The following is a 15,830-nucleotide window of genomic DNA, read 5'->3' as shown; positions in this document are numbered from 1 at the left end:
AAGCAGGCATCACTTCGCGTAGCAATTATTCAGAGATCCTATTCCACTATGGCGCAATTCTACTCCGCAAAACGGCGTGTGACGACCCGGCAAACAATAACCGTCACTATTCACGAACTCGATGCTTTCGGGCAGGGCGTGGCGCGTCATCAGGGTAAAACGCTGTTTGTCAGCGGCGCGCTGCCGGGCGAGCAGGTAGAGGTGGCGCTGCTGGAGGATAAACGCCACTACGCCCGCGGACGAGCGCAGCGTATTTTGCAGCCCAGCCCGGAGCGGGTCGCGCCGCGCTGCCGCTGGTTCGGCACCTGCGGCGGCTGCCAGCAGCAGCACGCCTCCCAGACGCTGCAGCAGCAGAGCAAGGCCGACGCGCTGGCTCATCTTTTGACGCGCGAGACCGGGCGACAGACGACGGTGGATGAGATTATCGGCGACGCGGCCTACGGCTATCGCCGCCGCGCCCGCCTTGGCCTGCAGTATCAGGCCAAAACGCAGACCCTGCAGATGGGCTTTCGCAAGGTCGCTTCCAGTGAGCTGGTTTCGATCGACTGTTGCCCCATTTTGCAGCCTGAACTGGAAAGCCTGTTGCTGCCGCTAAGAGAATGTCTGGCATCGCTACAGGCGGTGCGGCGGCTGGGGCACGTTGAGCTGGTGCGGGCGGACAACGGCCCGCTGATGGTGCTGCGCCATCTCGATCCGCTAAGCGCCGCGGATCGGCAAAAGCTGGAACGGTTTTCGTATCAGCACGGGCTGGCGCTGTTTCTGGCGGCGGATAGCGAACAGACGGAGCAGGTAAGCGGCGATTGGCCCTGTTATCAGTCTCATCAGCTGAGGTTAACTTTTAACCCGCGCGATTTTATTCAGGTGAACGACGCGGTAAATCAAAAAATGGTGGCGAAGGCGCTGGCATGGCTCGATTTGCAGCCGCAGGATCGCCTGCTGGATCTGTTTTGCGGCATGGGAAATTTCACAATTCCAGCCGCAAAAATTGCAGGAAATGTCGTGGGTGTGGAGGGTGTAGCAGCTTTAACGGCGCGAGGTGCGTATAATGCCAGGCTGAATGGTCTGGAAAACATCACTTTTTTTCATGAGAACCTGGAAGAAGATGTAACGCGTCAGCCCTGGGCGGCGCACGGTTTTGATAAGGTGTTACTGGACCCCGCGCGTGCCGGTGCGGGCGGCGTAATGCAGCATATCGCTAAACTCGCGCCGCAACGCGTGGTTTATGTTTCCTGTAACCCAACTACACTTGCCCGGGACAGCCAGGTGCTGCTGTCGGCCGGTTATCGCCTGGAAAGGGTGGCGATGCTCGATATGTTCCCGCAGACGAGCCACCTTGAATCCATGGTGTTATTCAGTAAAACGTAAGTATCTTTACAGGTTGCCAGGAGAGGTTATGGTTGCGGTAAGAAGCGCACATTTGAATACGGCTGGCGAGTTCGCGCTCGATCAATGGATCACCAGCCTGGGGATCGTTAATCCGCAATCAAGTGAACGTCTGGCCGATACCTGGCGCTACTGCGAGGCCGCCACGCAGGCGCATCCCGAACAGTCGCTGCTGCTGTGGCGCGGCATTGAGATGGTGGAAATTCTCTCGATGCTCAGCATGGATAACGATACCCTGCGCGCTGCGCTGGTGTTCCCGCTGGCGGATGCCAACGTAGTTTCCGAGGAGACGCTGGAGGAAACCTTCGGCAAAGCGATCGTTTCGCTGGTGCACGGCGTGCGCGATATGGACGCCATTCGCCAGCTGAAAGCCATCCATAACGATTCGATGGCCTCAGAGCAGGTAGATAACGTGCGCCGGATGCTGCTGGCGATGGTAGAGGATTTCCGCTGCGTGGTAATTAAGCTGGCGGAACGTATCGCCCATCTGCGTGAAATGAAGGATGCGCCGGAAGATGAGCGCGTGCTGGCGGCCAAGGAGTGTACCAATATCTATGCGCCGCTGGCTAACCGCCTCGGCATCGGCCAGCTGAAGTGGGAGCTGGAGGATTTTTGCTTCCGTTATCTCCATCCCGATGAATATAAGCGCATCGCCCGGCTGCTGCACGAGCGCCGCATCGATCGCGAGCAGTATATTGAATCCTTTGTCGAGAACCTGCGCGCGGAGATGGCGCGCGAGGGGGTGAAGGCGGAGGTTTACGGGCGTCCGAAGCATATCTACAGCATCTGGCGCAAGATGCAGAAAAAGTCGCTGGCGTTTGATGAGCTGTTTGACGTGCGCGCGGTGCGTATTGTTGCCGAACGTCTGCAGGACTGCTACGGCGCGCTGGGCATTGTACACACGCTCTATCGCCATCTGCCGGATGAGTTTGATGATTACGTAGCGAATCCGAAGCCAAACGGCTATCAGTCGATCCACACCGTGGTGTTGGGGCCGGGCGGCAAAACGGTAGAGATTCAGATCCGTACGCGACAGATGCATGAAGATGCGGAACTGGGCGTTGCCGCGCACTGGAAGTATAAAGAGGGAGCCGGCGGCCAGACGCGCGGCGCGCAGGGCCATGAGGAGCGGATAGCCTGGCTGCGTAAGCTGATCGCCTGGCAGGAAGAGATGGCGGACACCGGCGAGCTGCTGGAAGAGGTGCGCAGCCAGGTGTTTGACGATCGCGTTTATGTGTTTACGCCGAAAGGCGACGTGGTCGATCTGCCGGCTGGCTCTACGCCGCTTGATTTTGCCTACCATATCCACAGCGATATCGGCCACCGCTGTATCGGCGCTAAAATCGGCGGACGCATCGTGCCCTTTACCTATCAGCTGCAGATGGGCGATCAGATTGAAATCATTACCCAGAAGCAGCCGAATCCCAGCCGCGACTGGCTGAATCCCAATCTCGGCTATGTGACTACCAGCCGCGGGCGCTCGAAAATTCATGCCTGGTTCCGTAAACAGGATCGCGATAAGAATATTGCGGCGGGGCGGCAGATTCTCGATAACGAGCTGAGCCATCTGGATATCAGTCTGAAAGAGGCGGAGAAGCTGCTGCTGCCGCGCTATAACGTCACCACGCTTGATGAGCTGCTGGCGGCGATTGGCGGCGGCGATATTCGTCTTAATCAGATGGTGAATTTTCTGCAGGCGAAGCTGAATAAGCCGAGCGCCGAGGAGGAAGATCGCGAAGCGCTGCGCCAGCTGACGCAAAAATCTCATACGCCGCCGCGCTCCGGTAAAGAGAGCGGGCGCGTGGTGGTCGAGGGCGTAGGCAATCTGATGCACCATATTGCCCGCTGCTGTCAGCCGATTCCGGGCGACGATATCGTGGGCTTTATTACCCAGGGGCGCGGTATTTCCATTCATCGTGCCGATTGCGATCAGCTGGCGGAGCTGATGTCCCACGCGCCGGAGCGTATAGTTGACGCGGTATGGGGCGAGAGCTACTCCAGCGGCTATTCGCTGGTGGTGCGCGTAACGGCTAACGATCGTAGCGGGCTGCTGCGCGACATTACCACTATTCTCGCCAATGAGAAGGTTAATGTGCTGGGCGTATCGAGCCGCAGCGATACGCGTAAGCAGCTGGCAACTATTGATATGGATATTGAGATTTACAATCAGCAGGTACTGGGGCGCGTGCTGGCGCGCCTGAATCAGGTGCCTGATATCATCGACGCCCGACGTCTGCATTAATTGACCGGCATGAACGCGCCTGTTACGTTCATGCCGGTATCCGCTTATTACCTAAGGTTTTATTATGACTGCTCTTGATCGTCTGCTGGCTATTATGCAGACCCTGCGCGATCCGCAACACGGCTGCCCCTGGGATCGTCAGCAAACTTACGCCACCATTGCTCCCTATACGCTGGAAGAGACCTATGAGGTGCTGGATGCTATTCAGCGCGAGGATTATGAAGATCTGCGCGCTGAGTTAGGCGATCTGCTGTTTCAGGTGGTGTTCTATGCGCAGTTGGCGCAGGAAGAAGGGCGTTTTAGCTTTGAGGATATCTGTCGCGGCATCGCCGATAAGCTGGAGCGGCGTCATCCACATATTTTTGCCGATGCGCAGGTGGCGGGAAGCGAGGAGGCGTTGCGTAACTGGGAGCAGATTAAGCAGCAGGAGCGGGCGAAGAAGGAGCAGCATTCGGCGCTGGACGATATTCCGCAGGCGCTGCCCGCGCTGATGCGCGCCCAGAAGATCCAGAAGCGCTGTCATAATGTCGGTTTCGACTGGACGTCGCTGGGGCCGGTGGTGGATAAGGTGCATGAAGAGATTGATGAGGTGATGCACGAGGCGCAGCAGGCAGTGGTGGATGAAGCGAAGCTGGAGGAGGAAGTCGGCGATTTGCTGTTCGCCACTGTAAATCTGGCGCGGCATTTGGGCACGAAGGCGGAGACGGCTTTGCAGAAGGCGAACGTGAAGTTTGAGCGTCGTTTTCGTCAGGTTGAGCAAATTATAGCCGCGCAGGGGATGGTGATGAGCGAGGCGTCGCTGGATCAGATGGAGGCCGCCTGGCAGCAGGTGAAAGCCGGTGAGAAGGCGTCCAGCCGGTAGAGGCGGTGGGTTTTAAAAACCGCTCCGCAGCCGTCAGCGGGAGAAAGGCCGCGACGTAAAGACGTCGTCAATCCATCCCTGGAGTCTTCGCCGCGTCATCCCTGACGCGGAGGCTTTACTTTGCGGCCTTTCCCCGCTTCCCAGACTTCAGGCGATGGATTGTTGAGTTTTGCCCGTGATGGAATTCGCGCGTTTATGTCATCCGTCGGGAGATCTTTTGATACTCATTAAAACCGCTCCGCAGCCGTCAGCGGGAGAAAGGCCGCGACGTAAAGACGTCGTCAATCCATCCCTGGAGACTCCGCCGCGTCATCCCTGACGCGGAGGCTTTACTTTGCGGCCTTTCCCCGCTTCCCTGACTTCAGGTGATAATTTGCCGGAGCTAAACAAAGATAGATGTTGAAGGTTTGTCTGCACAGGGAGCTAGTTATAACCATTTTATGATGTTTTCCTGAGGTCAGGTTTCGCTAGTCCGATCTTAAGGGAGGGCGAAGCGCGGGACATAAGGCGGACCTCCCGCGCCATGGACGGCGCGGGCGGAGGCTCCAGGATGGATTCATGCCGTTCCGCCGCTGGCCCGCTCTTCGCCTGACCGGCTCCGGGTGGTTTTTAACACTATCTATTCTGCCGTTGGCCCGCGCTTTGCCTGACCGACTCCGGGCGGTTTTTAACATTATCTATTCTGCCGTTGGCCCGCGCTTTGCCTGACCGGCTCCGGGCGGTTTTTAACACCATCTATCCCGCCGTGACCCGCGCTTTGCCTGACCGGCCCCGGTTAGTTTTTAACACCATCCATTCTGTCGCTGAACCGCTCTTTGTCTAATCCGCTCAGGATAGTTTTTAATGCCATCAGCTCGCCCGGCCCCGACTGACCGCTAACCTGAGTTAATCCCCCGATTTGCCAGCATAAAATACTGCATCAGCCTGGCAAAACAGCTTTTCGCTTACTCGTTTCAGCTTTTGGTGGAAAATGCGTATCGCTCATGACGCAAATCAACCCTTTTTGCGATCGGCTTCGTTAAGGTATGCCGTCACGAGCAGTCGCGGCGGCGGAGAATGATCAATTGTAGGGGGGAGGTGAATCCGGTATACTGTTTTCCCGTCCTGGTTATTCCACCGTCTTTAAACCTCAACTCTCAGGTTCAGCATGACAACGAACTATATTTTTGTGACCGGCGGGGTCGTATCCTCTCTGGGTAAAGGCATTGCCGCAGCCTCCCTCGCAGCCATTCTTGAGGCGCGTGGCCTGAACGTGACCATCATGAAGCTGGACCCGTACATCAACGTCGATCCGGGTACCATGAGCCCCACTCAGCACGGTGAAGTATTCGTCACCGATGATGGCGCTGAAACCGATCTCGATTTAGGCCACTACGAACGCTTCATTCGCACCAAAATGACGCGTCGCAATAACTTTACCACTGGCCGCATCTATTCTGAGGTGTTGCGCAAAGAACGCCGCGGCGACTACCTTGGCGCTACCATTCAGGTCATTCCGCATATCACCAATGCCATCAAAGAACGCATCATTGAAGGCGGCGAAGGCCATGACGTGGTGCTGGTAGAAATCGGCGGTACCGTCGGTGATATCGAATCGCTGCCGTTCCTTGAGGCTATCCGCCAGATGGCGGTTGATGTAGGACGCGAACACACCCTTTATCTGCACCTGACGCTGGTCCCCTACATGGCCGCGGCGGGCGAAGTAAAAACCAAGCCTACTCAGCACTCGGTAAAAGAGCTGCTCTCTATCGGTATCCAGCCGGATGTGCTGATTTGCCGCTCCGATCGCGCCGTACCGGCCAACGAACGCGCCAAAATCGCGCTGTTCTGTAACGTACCGGAAAAAGCGGTTATCTCGCTGAAAGATGTTGATTCCATCTATAAAATTCCTGCCCTGTTGAAATCACAGGGGCTGGACGATTATATTTGTAAACGATTCAGCCTGAACGTGCCGGAAGCGAATCTCGCTGAATGGGAACAGGTCGTCTACGAAGAGGCCAATCCTGGCGGCGAAGTCACCATCGGTATGGTGGGCAAATATGTTGAACTGCCGGATGCGTATAAATCGGTCATCGAAGCGCTGAAACATGGCGGCCTGAAAAATCGCGTTACGGTAAACATCAAGCTAATCGACTCGCAGGATGTAGAATCTCGCGGTGTGGAAGTATTGAAAGGCCTGGATGCGATCCTGGTGCCTGGCGGCTTCGGCCCGCGCGGTATTGAAGGCAAAATTTTGACTGCCCAGTATGCGCGTGAAAACAACATTCCCTATCTGGGCATCTGCCTGGGCATGCAGGTGGCGCTGATGGAGTTCGCTCGTAACGTCGTCGGTATGGCGGACGCCAACTCCACTGAATTTGTGCCAGACTGTAAATATCCGGTGGTGGCGTTAATCACCGAATGGCGTGACGAAAACGGCAATGTGGAAGTACGCAGCGAACAGAGCGATCTGGGCGGCACCATGCGTCTCGGCAGCCAGCAGTGCCAGCTGACGGAAAACAGCCTGGTGCGCCAGCTTTACGGCTCCGAAACCATTGTTGAACGTCATCGTCATCGTTATGAAGTCAACAACATGCTGCTGAAACCTATTGAAGCGGCCGGCCTGCGTATCGCAGGGCGCTCTGGCGATAACCAGCTGGTTGAAATTATTGAAAATCCGAACCACCCGTGGTTTGTTGCGTGTCAGTTCCACCCGGAATTCACCTCAACGCCGCGCGATGGTCACCCGCTCTTTGCCGGCTTTGTGAAGGCGGCAAGCGAGTACCAGAAGCATCAAGTGAAGTAAGAGTTTCATAACGGCGCGCGCAGGTTCGCGCGCTGTTTGTCTGAGTTTTAGCTTAACTTGTACTGAGGAAAAACTAATGTCCAAAATCGTTAAAGTCATCGGTCGCGAAATCATCGACTCACGTGGTAACCCGACTGTTGAAGCTGAAGTTCATCTGGAAGGCGGTTTTGTCGGTATGGCTGCCGCGCCGTCAGGCGCTTCTACCGGTTCTCGCGAAGCGCTGGAACTGCGTGACGGCGACAAATCACGCTTCCTGGGCAAAGGCGTCACTAAAGCAGTTGCGGCAGTAAACGGTCCGATCGCTGAAGCCATTCTGGGCAAAGATGCCAAAGATCAGGCGAACATCGATAAAATCATGATCGACCTGGACGGTACTGAAAACAAATCTAACTTCGGTGCTAACGCGATTCTGGCGGTTTCCCTGGCTAACGCCAAAGCTGCAGCCGCAGCAAAAGGCATGCCGCTGTATGAGCACATTGCTGAACTGAACGGTACGCCGGGCAAATTCTCTATGCCGCTGCCGATGATGAACATCATCAACGGTGGTGAACATGCCGACAACAACGTCGACATCCAGGAATTCATGATCCAGCCGGTTGGCGCTTCCAGCGTTAAAGAAGCTATCCGTATGGGTTCTGAAGTCTTCCATCACCTGGCAAAAGTGCTGAAAGGCAAAGGCATGAACACCGCTGTTGGCGACGAAGGCGGCTACGCGCCGAACCTGGGTTCCAACGCCGAAGCGCTGGCGGTTATCGCTGAAGCGGTAAAAGCAGCAGGCTACGAGCTGGGCAAAGACATTACCCTGGCGATGGACTGCGCGGCTTCTGAGTTCTACAAAGATGGTAAATACGTGCTGGCTGGCGAAGGCAACAAAGCGTTCACCTCTGAAGAGTTCACTCACTTCCTGGAAGATCTGACCAAACAGTATCCGATCGTTTCCATCGAAGATGGCCTGGACGAATCTGACTGGGAAGGCTTCGCTTACCAGACCAAAGTGCTGGGCGACAAAATCCAGCTGGTGGGCGACGACCTGTTCGTAACCAACACCAAAATCCTGAAAGAAGGTATCGAAAAAGGTATCGCTAACTCCATTCTGATTAAATTCAACCAGATTGGCTCCCTGAGCGAAACCCTGGCTGCCATCAAAATGGCGAAAGATGCCGGCTACACCGCCGTTATCTCTCACCGTTCAGGCGAAACCGAAGACGCTACCATCGCTGACCTGGCGGTAGGTACTGCGGCTGGCCAGATCAAAACCGGTTCTATGAGCCGTTCTGACCGCGTTGCTAAATACAACCAGCTGATTCGTATCGAAGAAGCGCTGGGTGCGAAAGCGCCGTTCAACGGTCTTAAAGAAATCAAAGGTCAGTAATTGACCCGCTAAGCGGTGAAGAGATTCGCCGCTGTGCCTGCAGGCCCCGTTTTGACGGGGCTTTTTTGTTTTCAGTTTGTGTCTTTTTGGTCAATGGCGTTTGGCGTCCCTCCTTTCATCTGCCATAATCTGCGGCCTTATTGTCCAGCGCGAGGCCATCATGCAGTACCCGATTAATGAAATGTTCCAGACGTTGCAGGGCGAAGGTTATTACACCGGCGTTCCGGCAATCTTTATCCGCCTGCAGGGCTGCCCGGTGGGCTGCAGCTGGTGCGATACCAAACATACCTGGGACAAACTGGCCGATCGGGAAACTTCGCTGGGCGATATTCTGATTAAAACCGTGGAAAGCGATGCCTGGGGCGCCGCCGATGCCGATGCGCTGCTGCGAACCATCGCTGAGCAGCAGTGGACCGCCCGCCACGTGGTAATTACCGGCGGCGAACCCTGCATTCACGATCTCACCCCGCTGACCGAAGCGCTACAGCAGGCGGGCTTCAGCTGCCAGATTGAAACCAGCGGCACCCATCCGGTGCGCTGCACGTCGCAAACCTGGGTCACTGTCTCGCCTAAAGTGAATATGCGCGGCGGCTACGACGTGCTGGAGCAGGCGCTGCTGCGCGCCGATGAGATTAAACATCCGGTTGCCCGCCAGCGCGATATCGATGCGCTGGATGCGCTGCTGGCCGGTTTGTCGGACAGTAAGACGCGTATCGTCGCGCTGCAGCCGATCAGCCAGAAAGAGGATGCCACGCGGCTTTGTATTGCTACCTGTATCGCCCGCAACTGGCGCCTCTCAATGCAAACGCATAAATACCTTAATATCGCCTGATTAACGCCCCTGCCTGCGGGTGGTACACTCCAGTTCTGGAGTAACCTCACCAAAGGAAGGGCTATGAACGCGATACCGCTTAATCAGAATATATCCGGCTGGCTGAGCCAGCATCCGCAGCCTGCGCTGTTTCCTGCACTGACTACCGCGGTTGACGCCGACTGGGTGGTTATCGGCGCGGGTTTTGCCGGCCTGGCTTTTGCCCGGCGGCTGGCAACGCTGCATCCTGAAAAGAAAATCGTAGTACTGGAGGCCGGTACGGCCTATGAAGGCGCCTCCGGCAGGAACTCCGGCTTTATCATCGGCCTTCCGCACAATATCGGCAGCTCAACCGCAGAACTGCAAAAGGCGCACGCCTGGCGCAAGCTGCTGCAGGCGGGCAAGGCGCGCCTGAAAAAGCTGGTGGATGAGCACCATATCGCCTGTGACTGGGAAGAGGCCGGTAAATATCATTGCCAGGCGGCAAGCGGGCAGGAGCGGATACTGCAGGACTACTGCGCCAGCCTGGAGCAGATGGGCGAAAGCTATCAGCGGCTGGATGCGCAGGCGCTGCGCGATCGGCTGGGAACGCAATTCTATCAGCAGGGCATCTTTACTCCGGATACGGTGCTGGTGAATCCAGCGCTGCTGGTAGCGGGCCTGGCGCAGACGCTGCCGGAAAACGTCAGTCTTTACTACCACAGCCCGGCGCTGGATATCAGCTACGATCGTCTCGCCACGGTTTATACGCCAACGGGACTGGTGCGGGCGCCGAAGATAATGCTGGCGACCAATGCGCTCTCGGCGAACCTGCTGCCCGGCATCAGACGCCAGGCGGCGATGGCGACCTTCGCCAGCCTGACGCCGCCGCTTAGCGAGCAGCAGCTGGCCCGGCTGCCGCAAATGGAAAGCTGGGGCCTGACGCCGGTTAACGCCATCGCGGGCGCTACGCTGAGGTTTACTGCGGATCGCCGCTTCCTGCTGCGTCAGCATGTGGTTCCCGCCCTGCGCGGGCGCGTAACCGCTGCTCAAACCGAGCGCGCCATCCGTTCACATCGCCAGTTTTTCGCTAAAGTCTATCCGCAGCTAAGTGACGTCAGCTTCAGCCACTGCTGGTCCGGCACCATTAGCGTCACCCGCAACGGCGCGCCGCTATGGGGCAAGATAAATAATTTTCTTTATACGGCGGGCGGCTGTAACGGCGCGGGCATTACCAAGCAGACCATTGCCGGAGAGCTGCTGGCGGATTCCGTTTCCGGCGAGGATAACCCGCTGCTGGCTGAGATGCAGTCGCTGGGCAAAGCCAACTGGCTTCCCCCTTCGCCGGTACTGGATATCGCCATTGAAGCCGCGCTGCAAAAAGAGCGCTGGCTTGGCCGCAAGGAGTGTTAACGGCCGGGCGAATAAGGGACTATTCGCCGCGATACACGCAGCCGGCAGTGCAGGTTTCTTTGACCGTTACCGCGCTTAGCAGCGGCACAACCGGCTTCATTTGCTGCCAGATCCACGCCGCCAGCACTTCGCTGGTGGGGTTTTCCAGCCCCGGAATATCGTTCAGATAGTAGTGATCGAGGCGATCGTACACCGGTTTGAAGGCGGCCTTCAGCTCGGCGAAATCCATAATCCAGCCGGTATGGGGATCGACATCGCCGGTAATTTCAAGACGCACCAGAAAGGAGTGCCCGTGTAAACGTCCACATTTGTGGCCCTCAGGTACGTGCGGCAGATGGTGTGCGGCTTCGAACTGGAAATCTTTAAAAAGCGTGGTGGCCATGATCGCGGTCTCAACTGTAGCAAAAACCGGCGAAGTCTACCGGAAAATGAGTTTTTTCGCATCCGTTTCGCCCTCTTTAACCGCCTTCAGCAACCGTTAGATCCGCCAGCTTAGCTAATGTGTTGATAACTATGATCATTTAAAAACGGTTAAAACAGTAAGCTATATCGCTAAAAGTGTTTAGTCATTTTTGTTATTTATTATTGCCAACCTTTATTTACCGCTTATCAGGTGACTCGGTAACCTGTCTTCTCTCCCGTCTTGGAACGGTTTGGAACCTTTGATACTGGAAATTTCAAAGCAATGACGACTCAGGCCCCCCCAGGTTCTTTGCTCCCGCTGAATGCGGAGCAGCTCGCCCGCTTGCAGGCGGCGACCAATGATTTATCAACTACGCAGCTGGCATGGATTTCCGGCTATTTCTGGGGGCGGGTCAACCAGACCCCTGAAGCCGCCGCGGCTTCCGCTCAGCCAGCCGCCGTTCCTGCTGAAGCGCCCGCCATTACGCTGCTTTCCGCCTCGCAAACCGGTAATGCCCGGCGGGTGGCGGAACAGCTGCGCGACGATCTGCTGGCGGCGAAGCTTAACGTGAAGCTGGTTAACGCCGGCGACTACAAATTCAAGCAGATTGCGCAGGAAAAGCTGCTGCTGATCGTCACCTCGACGCAGGGCGAAGGCGATCCGCCGGAAGAGGCGGTAGCGCTGCATAAGTACCTGATGTCGAAAAAAGCGCCGCAGCTGAGCGATACGGCGTTTGCGGTATTTGGTCTTGGCGATACCTCCTATGAATTTTTCAGCAAGGCGGGCAAAGATTTCGACCGCCGCCTCGGCGAGCTGGGCGGCGAGCGCCTGCTGGATCGCGTTGATGCGGATGTGGAGTACGCCGCCGATGCAGCGCAGTGGCGCCAGGCGGTAGTCGCGCTGCTGCAGCAGCGTCTGCCGGCACAAACCCCTGCGCAGGCGGCGGCAACGGCAAGCGGCAGCGTTAACGACGTATTTTCTACGCCCTACACCCGTGACGAGCCGCTGGTCGCCACGCTGGCGGTCAATCAGAAAATTACCGGGCGCCACTCCGATAAAGATGTTCGCCATATTGAAATCGATCTGGGCGCTGCCGGGCTGCGCTATCAGCCGGGCGATGCGCTTGGCGTCTGGTATGAAAACGATCCGGCGCTGGTCAAAGAGCTGACCGGGCTGCTCTGGCTGCGCGGCGACGAGAGCGTTGAGGTGAAAGGGCAGACGCTGCCCCTGGCGCTGGCGCTGCAGCAGCATTTTGAACTGACGGTCAATACGCCGCAGATTGTCGAGCAGTACGCGAAGCTGGTACGTAATGAGGCGCTGCTGGCGCTGGCGGCGGATAAAGCGCAGCTACAGCACTATGCGCAGACGATGCCGATCGTCGACATGGTGCGCCACGCGCCCGGCGAGCTGAACCCGGAGCAGCTGCTGTCGCTGCTGCGCCCGCTGACGCCGCGCCTTTATTCCATCGCCTCGTCGCAGGCGGAAACGGAAAACGAGGTGCATATTACCGTCGGCGCGGTGCGCTATGACATTGACGGACGCCCGCGCGCCGGCGGCGCTTCCAGCTATCTGGCCGATCGGCTGGCGGAAGAGGGCGAAGTGCGCGTTTTTATCGAGCATAACGATAACTTCCGCCTGCCCGCCGATCCCAGCGCGCCGCTAATAATGATTGGGCCGGGCACCGGCATCGCGCCGTTTCGCGCCTTTATGCAGCAGCGCGAAAACGACGGCGCCAGCGGCAAAAACTGGCTGTTTTTCGGCAACCCGCACTTTACCGAAGATTTTCTCTATCAGGTGGAGTGGCAGAAGTATGTCAAAGATGGCCTGCTGACCAACATCGATCTGGCCTGGTCACGCGATCAGCAGCATAAAGTCTACGTACAGGACAAGATTCGCGAAAAAGGCGCGGAACTCTGGCGCTGGCTGCAGGAGGGCGCCCATATTTATGTGTGCGGCGACGCCGCCCGCATGGCGAAAGATGTCGAGCAGGCGCTGCTGGAGGTGGTGGCGGAGCAGGGCGGTATGGATCCTGAATCCGCCGATGAATTTTTAAGTGAGCTGCGCATTGAGCGCCGTTATCAGCGAGACGTCTACTAATGAGCGAAAAATATCCTGGGCCGCTGGTCGTCGAAGGAAAACTCTCCGATGCGGAGCGCATGAAAAAAGAGAGCCGTTTTCTGCGCGGCACCATTGCGGAAGATTTACAGAATGGCCTGACCGGCGGCTTTAGCGGCGATAACTTTCTGCTGATCCGCTTTCACGGCATGTATCAGCAGGATGACCGCGATATACGCGCCGAGCGCGCCGCGCAGAAGCTGGAGCCGCGTCATGCCATGATGCTGCGCTGCCGCCTGCCGGGCGGCATCATCACGCCGCAGCAGTGGCTGGCGATTGAAAAGTTCGCCACGGAAAATACGCTGTACGGCAGCGTGCGTCTGACCAATCGCCAGACCTTCCAGTTCCACGGCATCCTGAAGAAAAACGTTAAGCCGGCGCACCAGATGCTGCATGAGGCAGGGCTGGACGCCATCGGCACCGCTAACGATATGAATCGTAACGTACTGTGCAGCTCGAACCCGATCGAGTCGGCGCTGCATCAGGAAGCCTGGGAATGGGCGAAGAAAATTTCCGAGCATCTGCTGCCGCGCACCCGCGCCTATGCGGAAATCTGGCTGGATGAAGAGAAGGTTGCGACTACCGAAGAGGAGCCGATCCTCGGCGCCACCTATCTGCCGCGCAAGTTTAAAACCACGGTGGTGGTGCCGCCGCATAACGATGTCGATCTGCACGCCAATGACATGAACTTCATCGCCATTGCGGAAAATGGTCGGCTGATCGGCTTTAACCTGCTGGTCGGCGGCGGGCTTTCCGTTGAGCACGGCAATAAAGAGACTTACGCCCGCACCGCCAGCGAATTCGGCTTCCTGCCGCTGGATAAAACCCTGGCGGTAGCGGAAGCGGTGCTGACTACCCAGCGCGACTGGGGCAACCGCACCAACCGTAAAAACGCCAAAACCAAATATACCCTGGAGCGCGTCGGCGTTGAGACCTTTAAGGCGGAAGTGGAGAGGCGCGCCGGCATCACTTTCGGCCCGATTCGACCTTATGAGTTCACCACGCGCGGCGACCGCTTCGGCTGGGTCAAAGGCATCGACAATAAATGGCACCTGACGCTGTTTATTGAGAACGGACGCCTGCTTGATTATCCGGGCCGTCCGCTGAAGAGCGGCGTCGCTGAAATAGCGAAGGTGCACCAGGGCGATTTCCGCCTTACCGCCAACCAGAATCTGATCGTGGCGGGCGTGCCGGAAAGTGAAAAAGCACGCATTGAAGAGATTGCCCGTGCGCACGCGCTGATGGAAACCGTTACTGCGCAGCGTGAAAATTCCATGGCCTGCGTGGCGTTTCCTACCTGTCCGCTGGCGATGGCGGAGGCGGAGCGTTTTCTGCCCGCCTTTGTTACCCGCGTGGAGGCGATTATGGCGCGACACGGCGTCGGCGATGAGCATATCGTCCTGCGCGTCACCGGCTGTCCGAACGGCTGCGGGCGTGCGATGCTGGCGGAGCTGGGGCTGGTGGGCAAGGCGCCGGGGCGGTACAACCTGCACCTCGGCGGCGACCGCATCGGCACGCGTATTCCGCGCATGTATCGCGAAAATATTACCGAAGAGGAGATCCTGGCGCATATTGATGAGCTGGTCGGACGCTGGGCGCTGGAGCGCGCGCCGGGGGAAGGCTTCGGTGATTTCACTATTCGTGCCGGCATCATCAAACCGATTGTCGATCCGGCGCGGGATTTCTGGGAATAAACGGAGGAGACGATGTCTGAACTCGATCTTGCAGCCTTGAATGCGTTGCCGAAGCCGGAACGTATCATGGCGTTAGCCGCAGTGAACACGCAGCTGGAAGCGCTCTGCGCCGAAGATCGCGTGGCCTGGGCGCTGGAAAATTTGCCGGGTGAGTTTGTGCTCTCCTCCAGCTTCGGCATTCAGGCGGCGGTATCGCTACATCTGGTTACGCGCCAGCGGCCAGATATTCCGGTTATTTTGACCGATACCGGCTATCTGTTTCCGGAAACCTACCGCTTTATCGACGAGCTGACGGAAAAGCTGGGCCTGAATTTGCAGGTATTCCGCGCCGTGCAGTCGCCGGCGTGGCAGGAAGCGCGCTATGGAAAACTGTGGGAGCAGGGCGTGGAAGGCATTGAGCGCTATAACGAGATCAACAAGGTGGAGCCGATGAACCGGGCGCTGCAAACGCTGGGCGCGCAGAGCTGGTTCGCCGGCCTGCGGCGCGAGCAGTCCGGCAGCCGCGCTCATCTGCCGGTGCTGGCGGTACAGCGCGGGGTGTTTAAGATCCTGCCGATAATCGACTGGGATAACCGGCAGGTTTACCGCTATCTGCAACAGCACGGCCTGCACTATCATCCGCTGTGGGAAGAGGGCTACCTTTCCGTTGGCGATACCCACACCACGCGCAAGTGGGAGCCGGGTATGGCGGAAGAAGAGACGCGCTTCTTCGGCCTGAAGCGTGAATGCGGCCTGCATGAATAAGCGTTTTACGGCTTTGACAACAGTAAT

11 protein-coding genes are annotated in these 15,830 nt (G+C 57.5%); 10 read left to right on the top strand and 1 reads right to left on the bottom strand.

Features of this window, described 5'->3' with window-relative positions; genetic code table 11:
* Positions 1 to 48: 48 nt before the first annotated feature.
* The 7 genes from rlmD (at position 49) to FKM52_RS12650 (ending at position 10,847) form a co-directional block, all read left to right on the top strand.
* Complete coding sequence (rlmD, locus tag FKM52_RS12680; protein ID WP_141176544.1) at positions 49 to 1,365, top strand: 23S rRNA (uracil(1939)-C(5))-methyltransferase RlmD; 1,317 nt, start codon at positions 49 to 51, stop codon at positions 1,363 to 1,365.
* A 28-nt stretch (positions 1,366 to 1,393) separates the two neighbouring features.
* Entirely contained in the window at positions 1,394 to 3,625 is a 2,232-nt protein-coding gene (relA, locus tag FKM52_RS12675) for a GTP diphosphokinase (protein WP_141176543.1), read from the top strand.
* Between the two features lie 64 nt (positions 3,626 to 3,689).
* Positions 3,690 to 4,487, top strand: coding sequence for a nucleoside triphosphate pyrophosphohydrolase (gene mazG, locus FKM52_RS12670; RefSeq protein ID WP_141176542.1), 798 nt, complete (start codon positions 3,690 to 3,692; stop codon positions 4,485 to 4,487).
* A gap of 1,147 nt (positions 4,488 to 5,634) precedes the next feature.
* On the top strand, positions 5,635 to 7,272 hold the full coding sequence (gene pyrG / locus FKM52_RS12665) for a glutamine hydrolyzing CTP synthase (RefSeq protein WP_141176541.1): 1,638 nt from the start codon (positions 5,635 to 5,637) through the stop codon (positions 7,270 to 7,272).
* Between the two features lie 76 nt (positions 7,273 to 7,348).
* A complete protein-coding gene (eno, locus tag FKM52_RS12660) occupies positions 7,349 to 8,644 on the top strand; it encodes a phosphopyruvate hydratase (protein WP_141176540.1) in 1,296 nt (431 codons plus the stop codon).
* Positions 8,645 to 8,804: 160 nt separating this feature from the next.
* Positions 8,805 to 9,476 (top strand): 7-carboxy-7-deazaguanine synthase QueE, encoded by a 672-nt coding sequence (gene queE, locus FKM52_RS12655; protein ID WP_141176539.1) that lies wholly within the window; start codon positions 8,805 to 8,807, stop codon positions 9,474 to 9,476.
* Between the two features lie 63 nt (positions 9,477 to 9,539).
* Positions 9,540 to 10,847, top strand: coding sequence for an NAD(P)/FAD-dependent oxidoreductase (locus FKM52_RS12650; protein ID WP_141176538.1), 1,308 nt, complete (start codon positions 9,540 to 9,542; stop codon positions 10,845 to 10,847).
* Positions 10,848 to 10,866: 19 nt separating this feature from the next.
* On the opposite strand, the gene queD is transcribed toward FKM52_RS12650, so the two are convergent.
* Complete coding sequence (gene queD / locus FKM52_RS12645; protein WP_141176537.1) at positions 10,867 to 11,229, bottom strand: 6-carboxytetrahydropterin synthase QueD; 363 nt, start codon at positions 11,227 to 11,229, stop codon at positions 10,867 to 10,869.
* Positions 11,230 to 11,532: 303 nt separating this feature from the next.
* On the opposite strand from queD, the gene cysJ reads away from it, so the two are divergent.
* Genes cysJ through FKM52_RS12630 form a run of 3 tightly spaced genes read left to right on the top strand, consistent with a single transcriptional unit; the run spans position 11,533 to position 15,803 of the window.
* Positions 11,533 to 13,347, top strand: a complete 1,815-nt coding sequence (gene cysJ, locus FKM52_RS12640) for an NADPH-dependent assimilatory sulfite reductase flavoprotein subunit (RefSeq protein ID WP_141176536.1) — start codon at positions 11,533 to 11,535, stop codon at positions 13,345 to 13,347.
* The gene (gene cysI / locus FKM52_RS12635; RefSeq protein WP_141176535.1) at positions 13,347 to 15,059 is read left to right on the top strand and encodes an assimilatory sulfite reductase (NADPH) hemoprotein subunit; all 1,713 of its coding nucleotides are present in this window, start codon (positions 13,347 to 13,349) and stop codon (positions 15,057 to 15,059) included. The genes cysJ and cysI overlap by 1 nt, the downstream gene beginning before the upstream one ends.
* A 12-nt stretch (positions 15,060 to 15,071) precedes the next feature.
* On the top strand, positions 15,072 to 15,803 hold the full coding sequence (locus FKM52_RS12630; RefSeq protein WP_141176534.1) for a phosphoadenylyl-sulfate reductase: 732 nt from the start codon (positions 15,072 to 15,074) through the stop codon (positions 15,801 to 15,803).
* Positions 15,804 to 15,830 lie beyond the last annotated feature (27 nt).

It is taken from the genome of Mixta tenebrionis (genome assembly GCF_006517625.1).
Taxonomy (GTDB): domain Bacteria; phylum Pseudomonadota; class Gammaproteobacteria; order Enterobacterales; family Enterobacteriaceae; genus Mixta; species Mixta tenebrionis.
This window is presented reverse-complemented; position numbering and strand designations above follow the sequence as displayed.

Excerpts from the sequence above, each read along its gene's own strand:
- rlmD (WP_141176544.1), top strand. The coding sequence starts at position 49 with ATGGCGCAATTCTACTCCGCAAAACGGCGTGTGACGACCCGGCAAACA.
- relA (WP_141176543.1), top strand. The coding sequence starts at position 1,394 with ATGGTTGCGGTAAGAAGCGCACATTTGAATACGGCTGGCGAGTTCGCG.
- mazG (WP_141176542.1), top strand. The coding sequence starts at position 3,690 with ATGACTGCTCTTGATCGTCTGCTGGCTATTATGCAGACCCTGCGCGAT.
- pyrG (WP_141176541.1), top strand. The coding sequence starts at position 5,635 with ATGACAACGAACTATATTTTTGTGACCGGCGGGGTCGTATCCTCTCTG.
- eno (WP_141176540.1), top strand. The coding sequence starts at position 7,349 with ATGTCCAAAATCGTTAAAGTCATCGGTCGCGAAATCATCGACTCACGT.
- queE (WP_141176539.1), top strand. The coding sequence starts at position 8,805 with ATGCAGTACCCGATTAATGAAATGTTCCAGACGTTGCAGGGCGAAGGT.
- FKM52_RS12650 (WP_141176538.1), top strand. The coding sequence starts at position 9,540 with ATGAACGCGATACCGCTTAATCAGAATATATCCGGCTGGCTGAGCCAG.
- queD (WP_141176537.1), bottom strand. The coding sequence starts at position 11,229 with ATGGCCACCACGCTTTTTAAAGATTTCCAGTTCGAAGCCGCACACCAT.
- cysJ (WP_141176536.1), top strand. The coding sequence starts at position 11,533 with ATGACGACTCAGGCCCCCCCAGGTTCTTTGCTCCCGCTGAATGCGGAG.
- cysI (WP_141176535.1), top strand. The coding sequence starts at position 13,347 with ATGAGCGAAAAATATCCTGGGCCGCTGGTCGTCGAAGGAAAACTCTCC.
- FKM52_RS12630 (WP_141176534.1), top strand. The coding sequence starts at position 15,072 with ATGTCTGAACTCGATCTTGCAGCCTTGAATGCGTTGCCGAAGCCGGAA.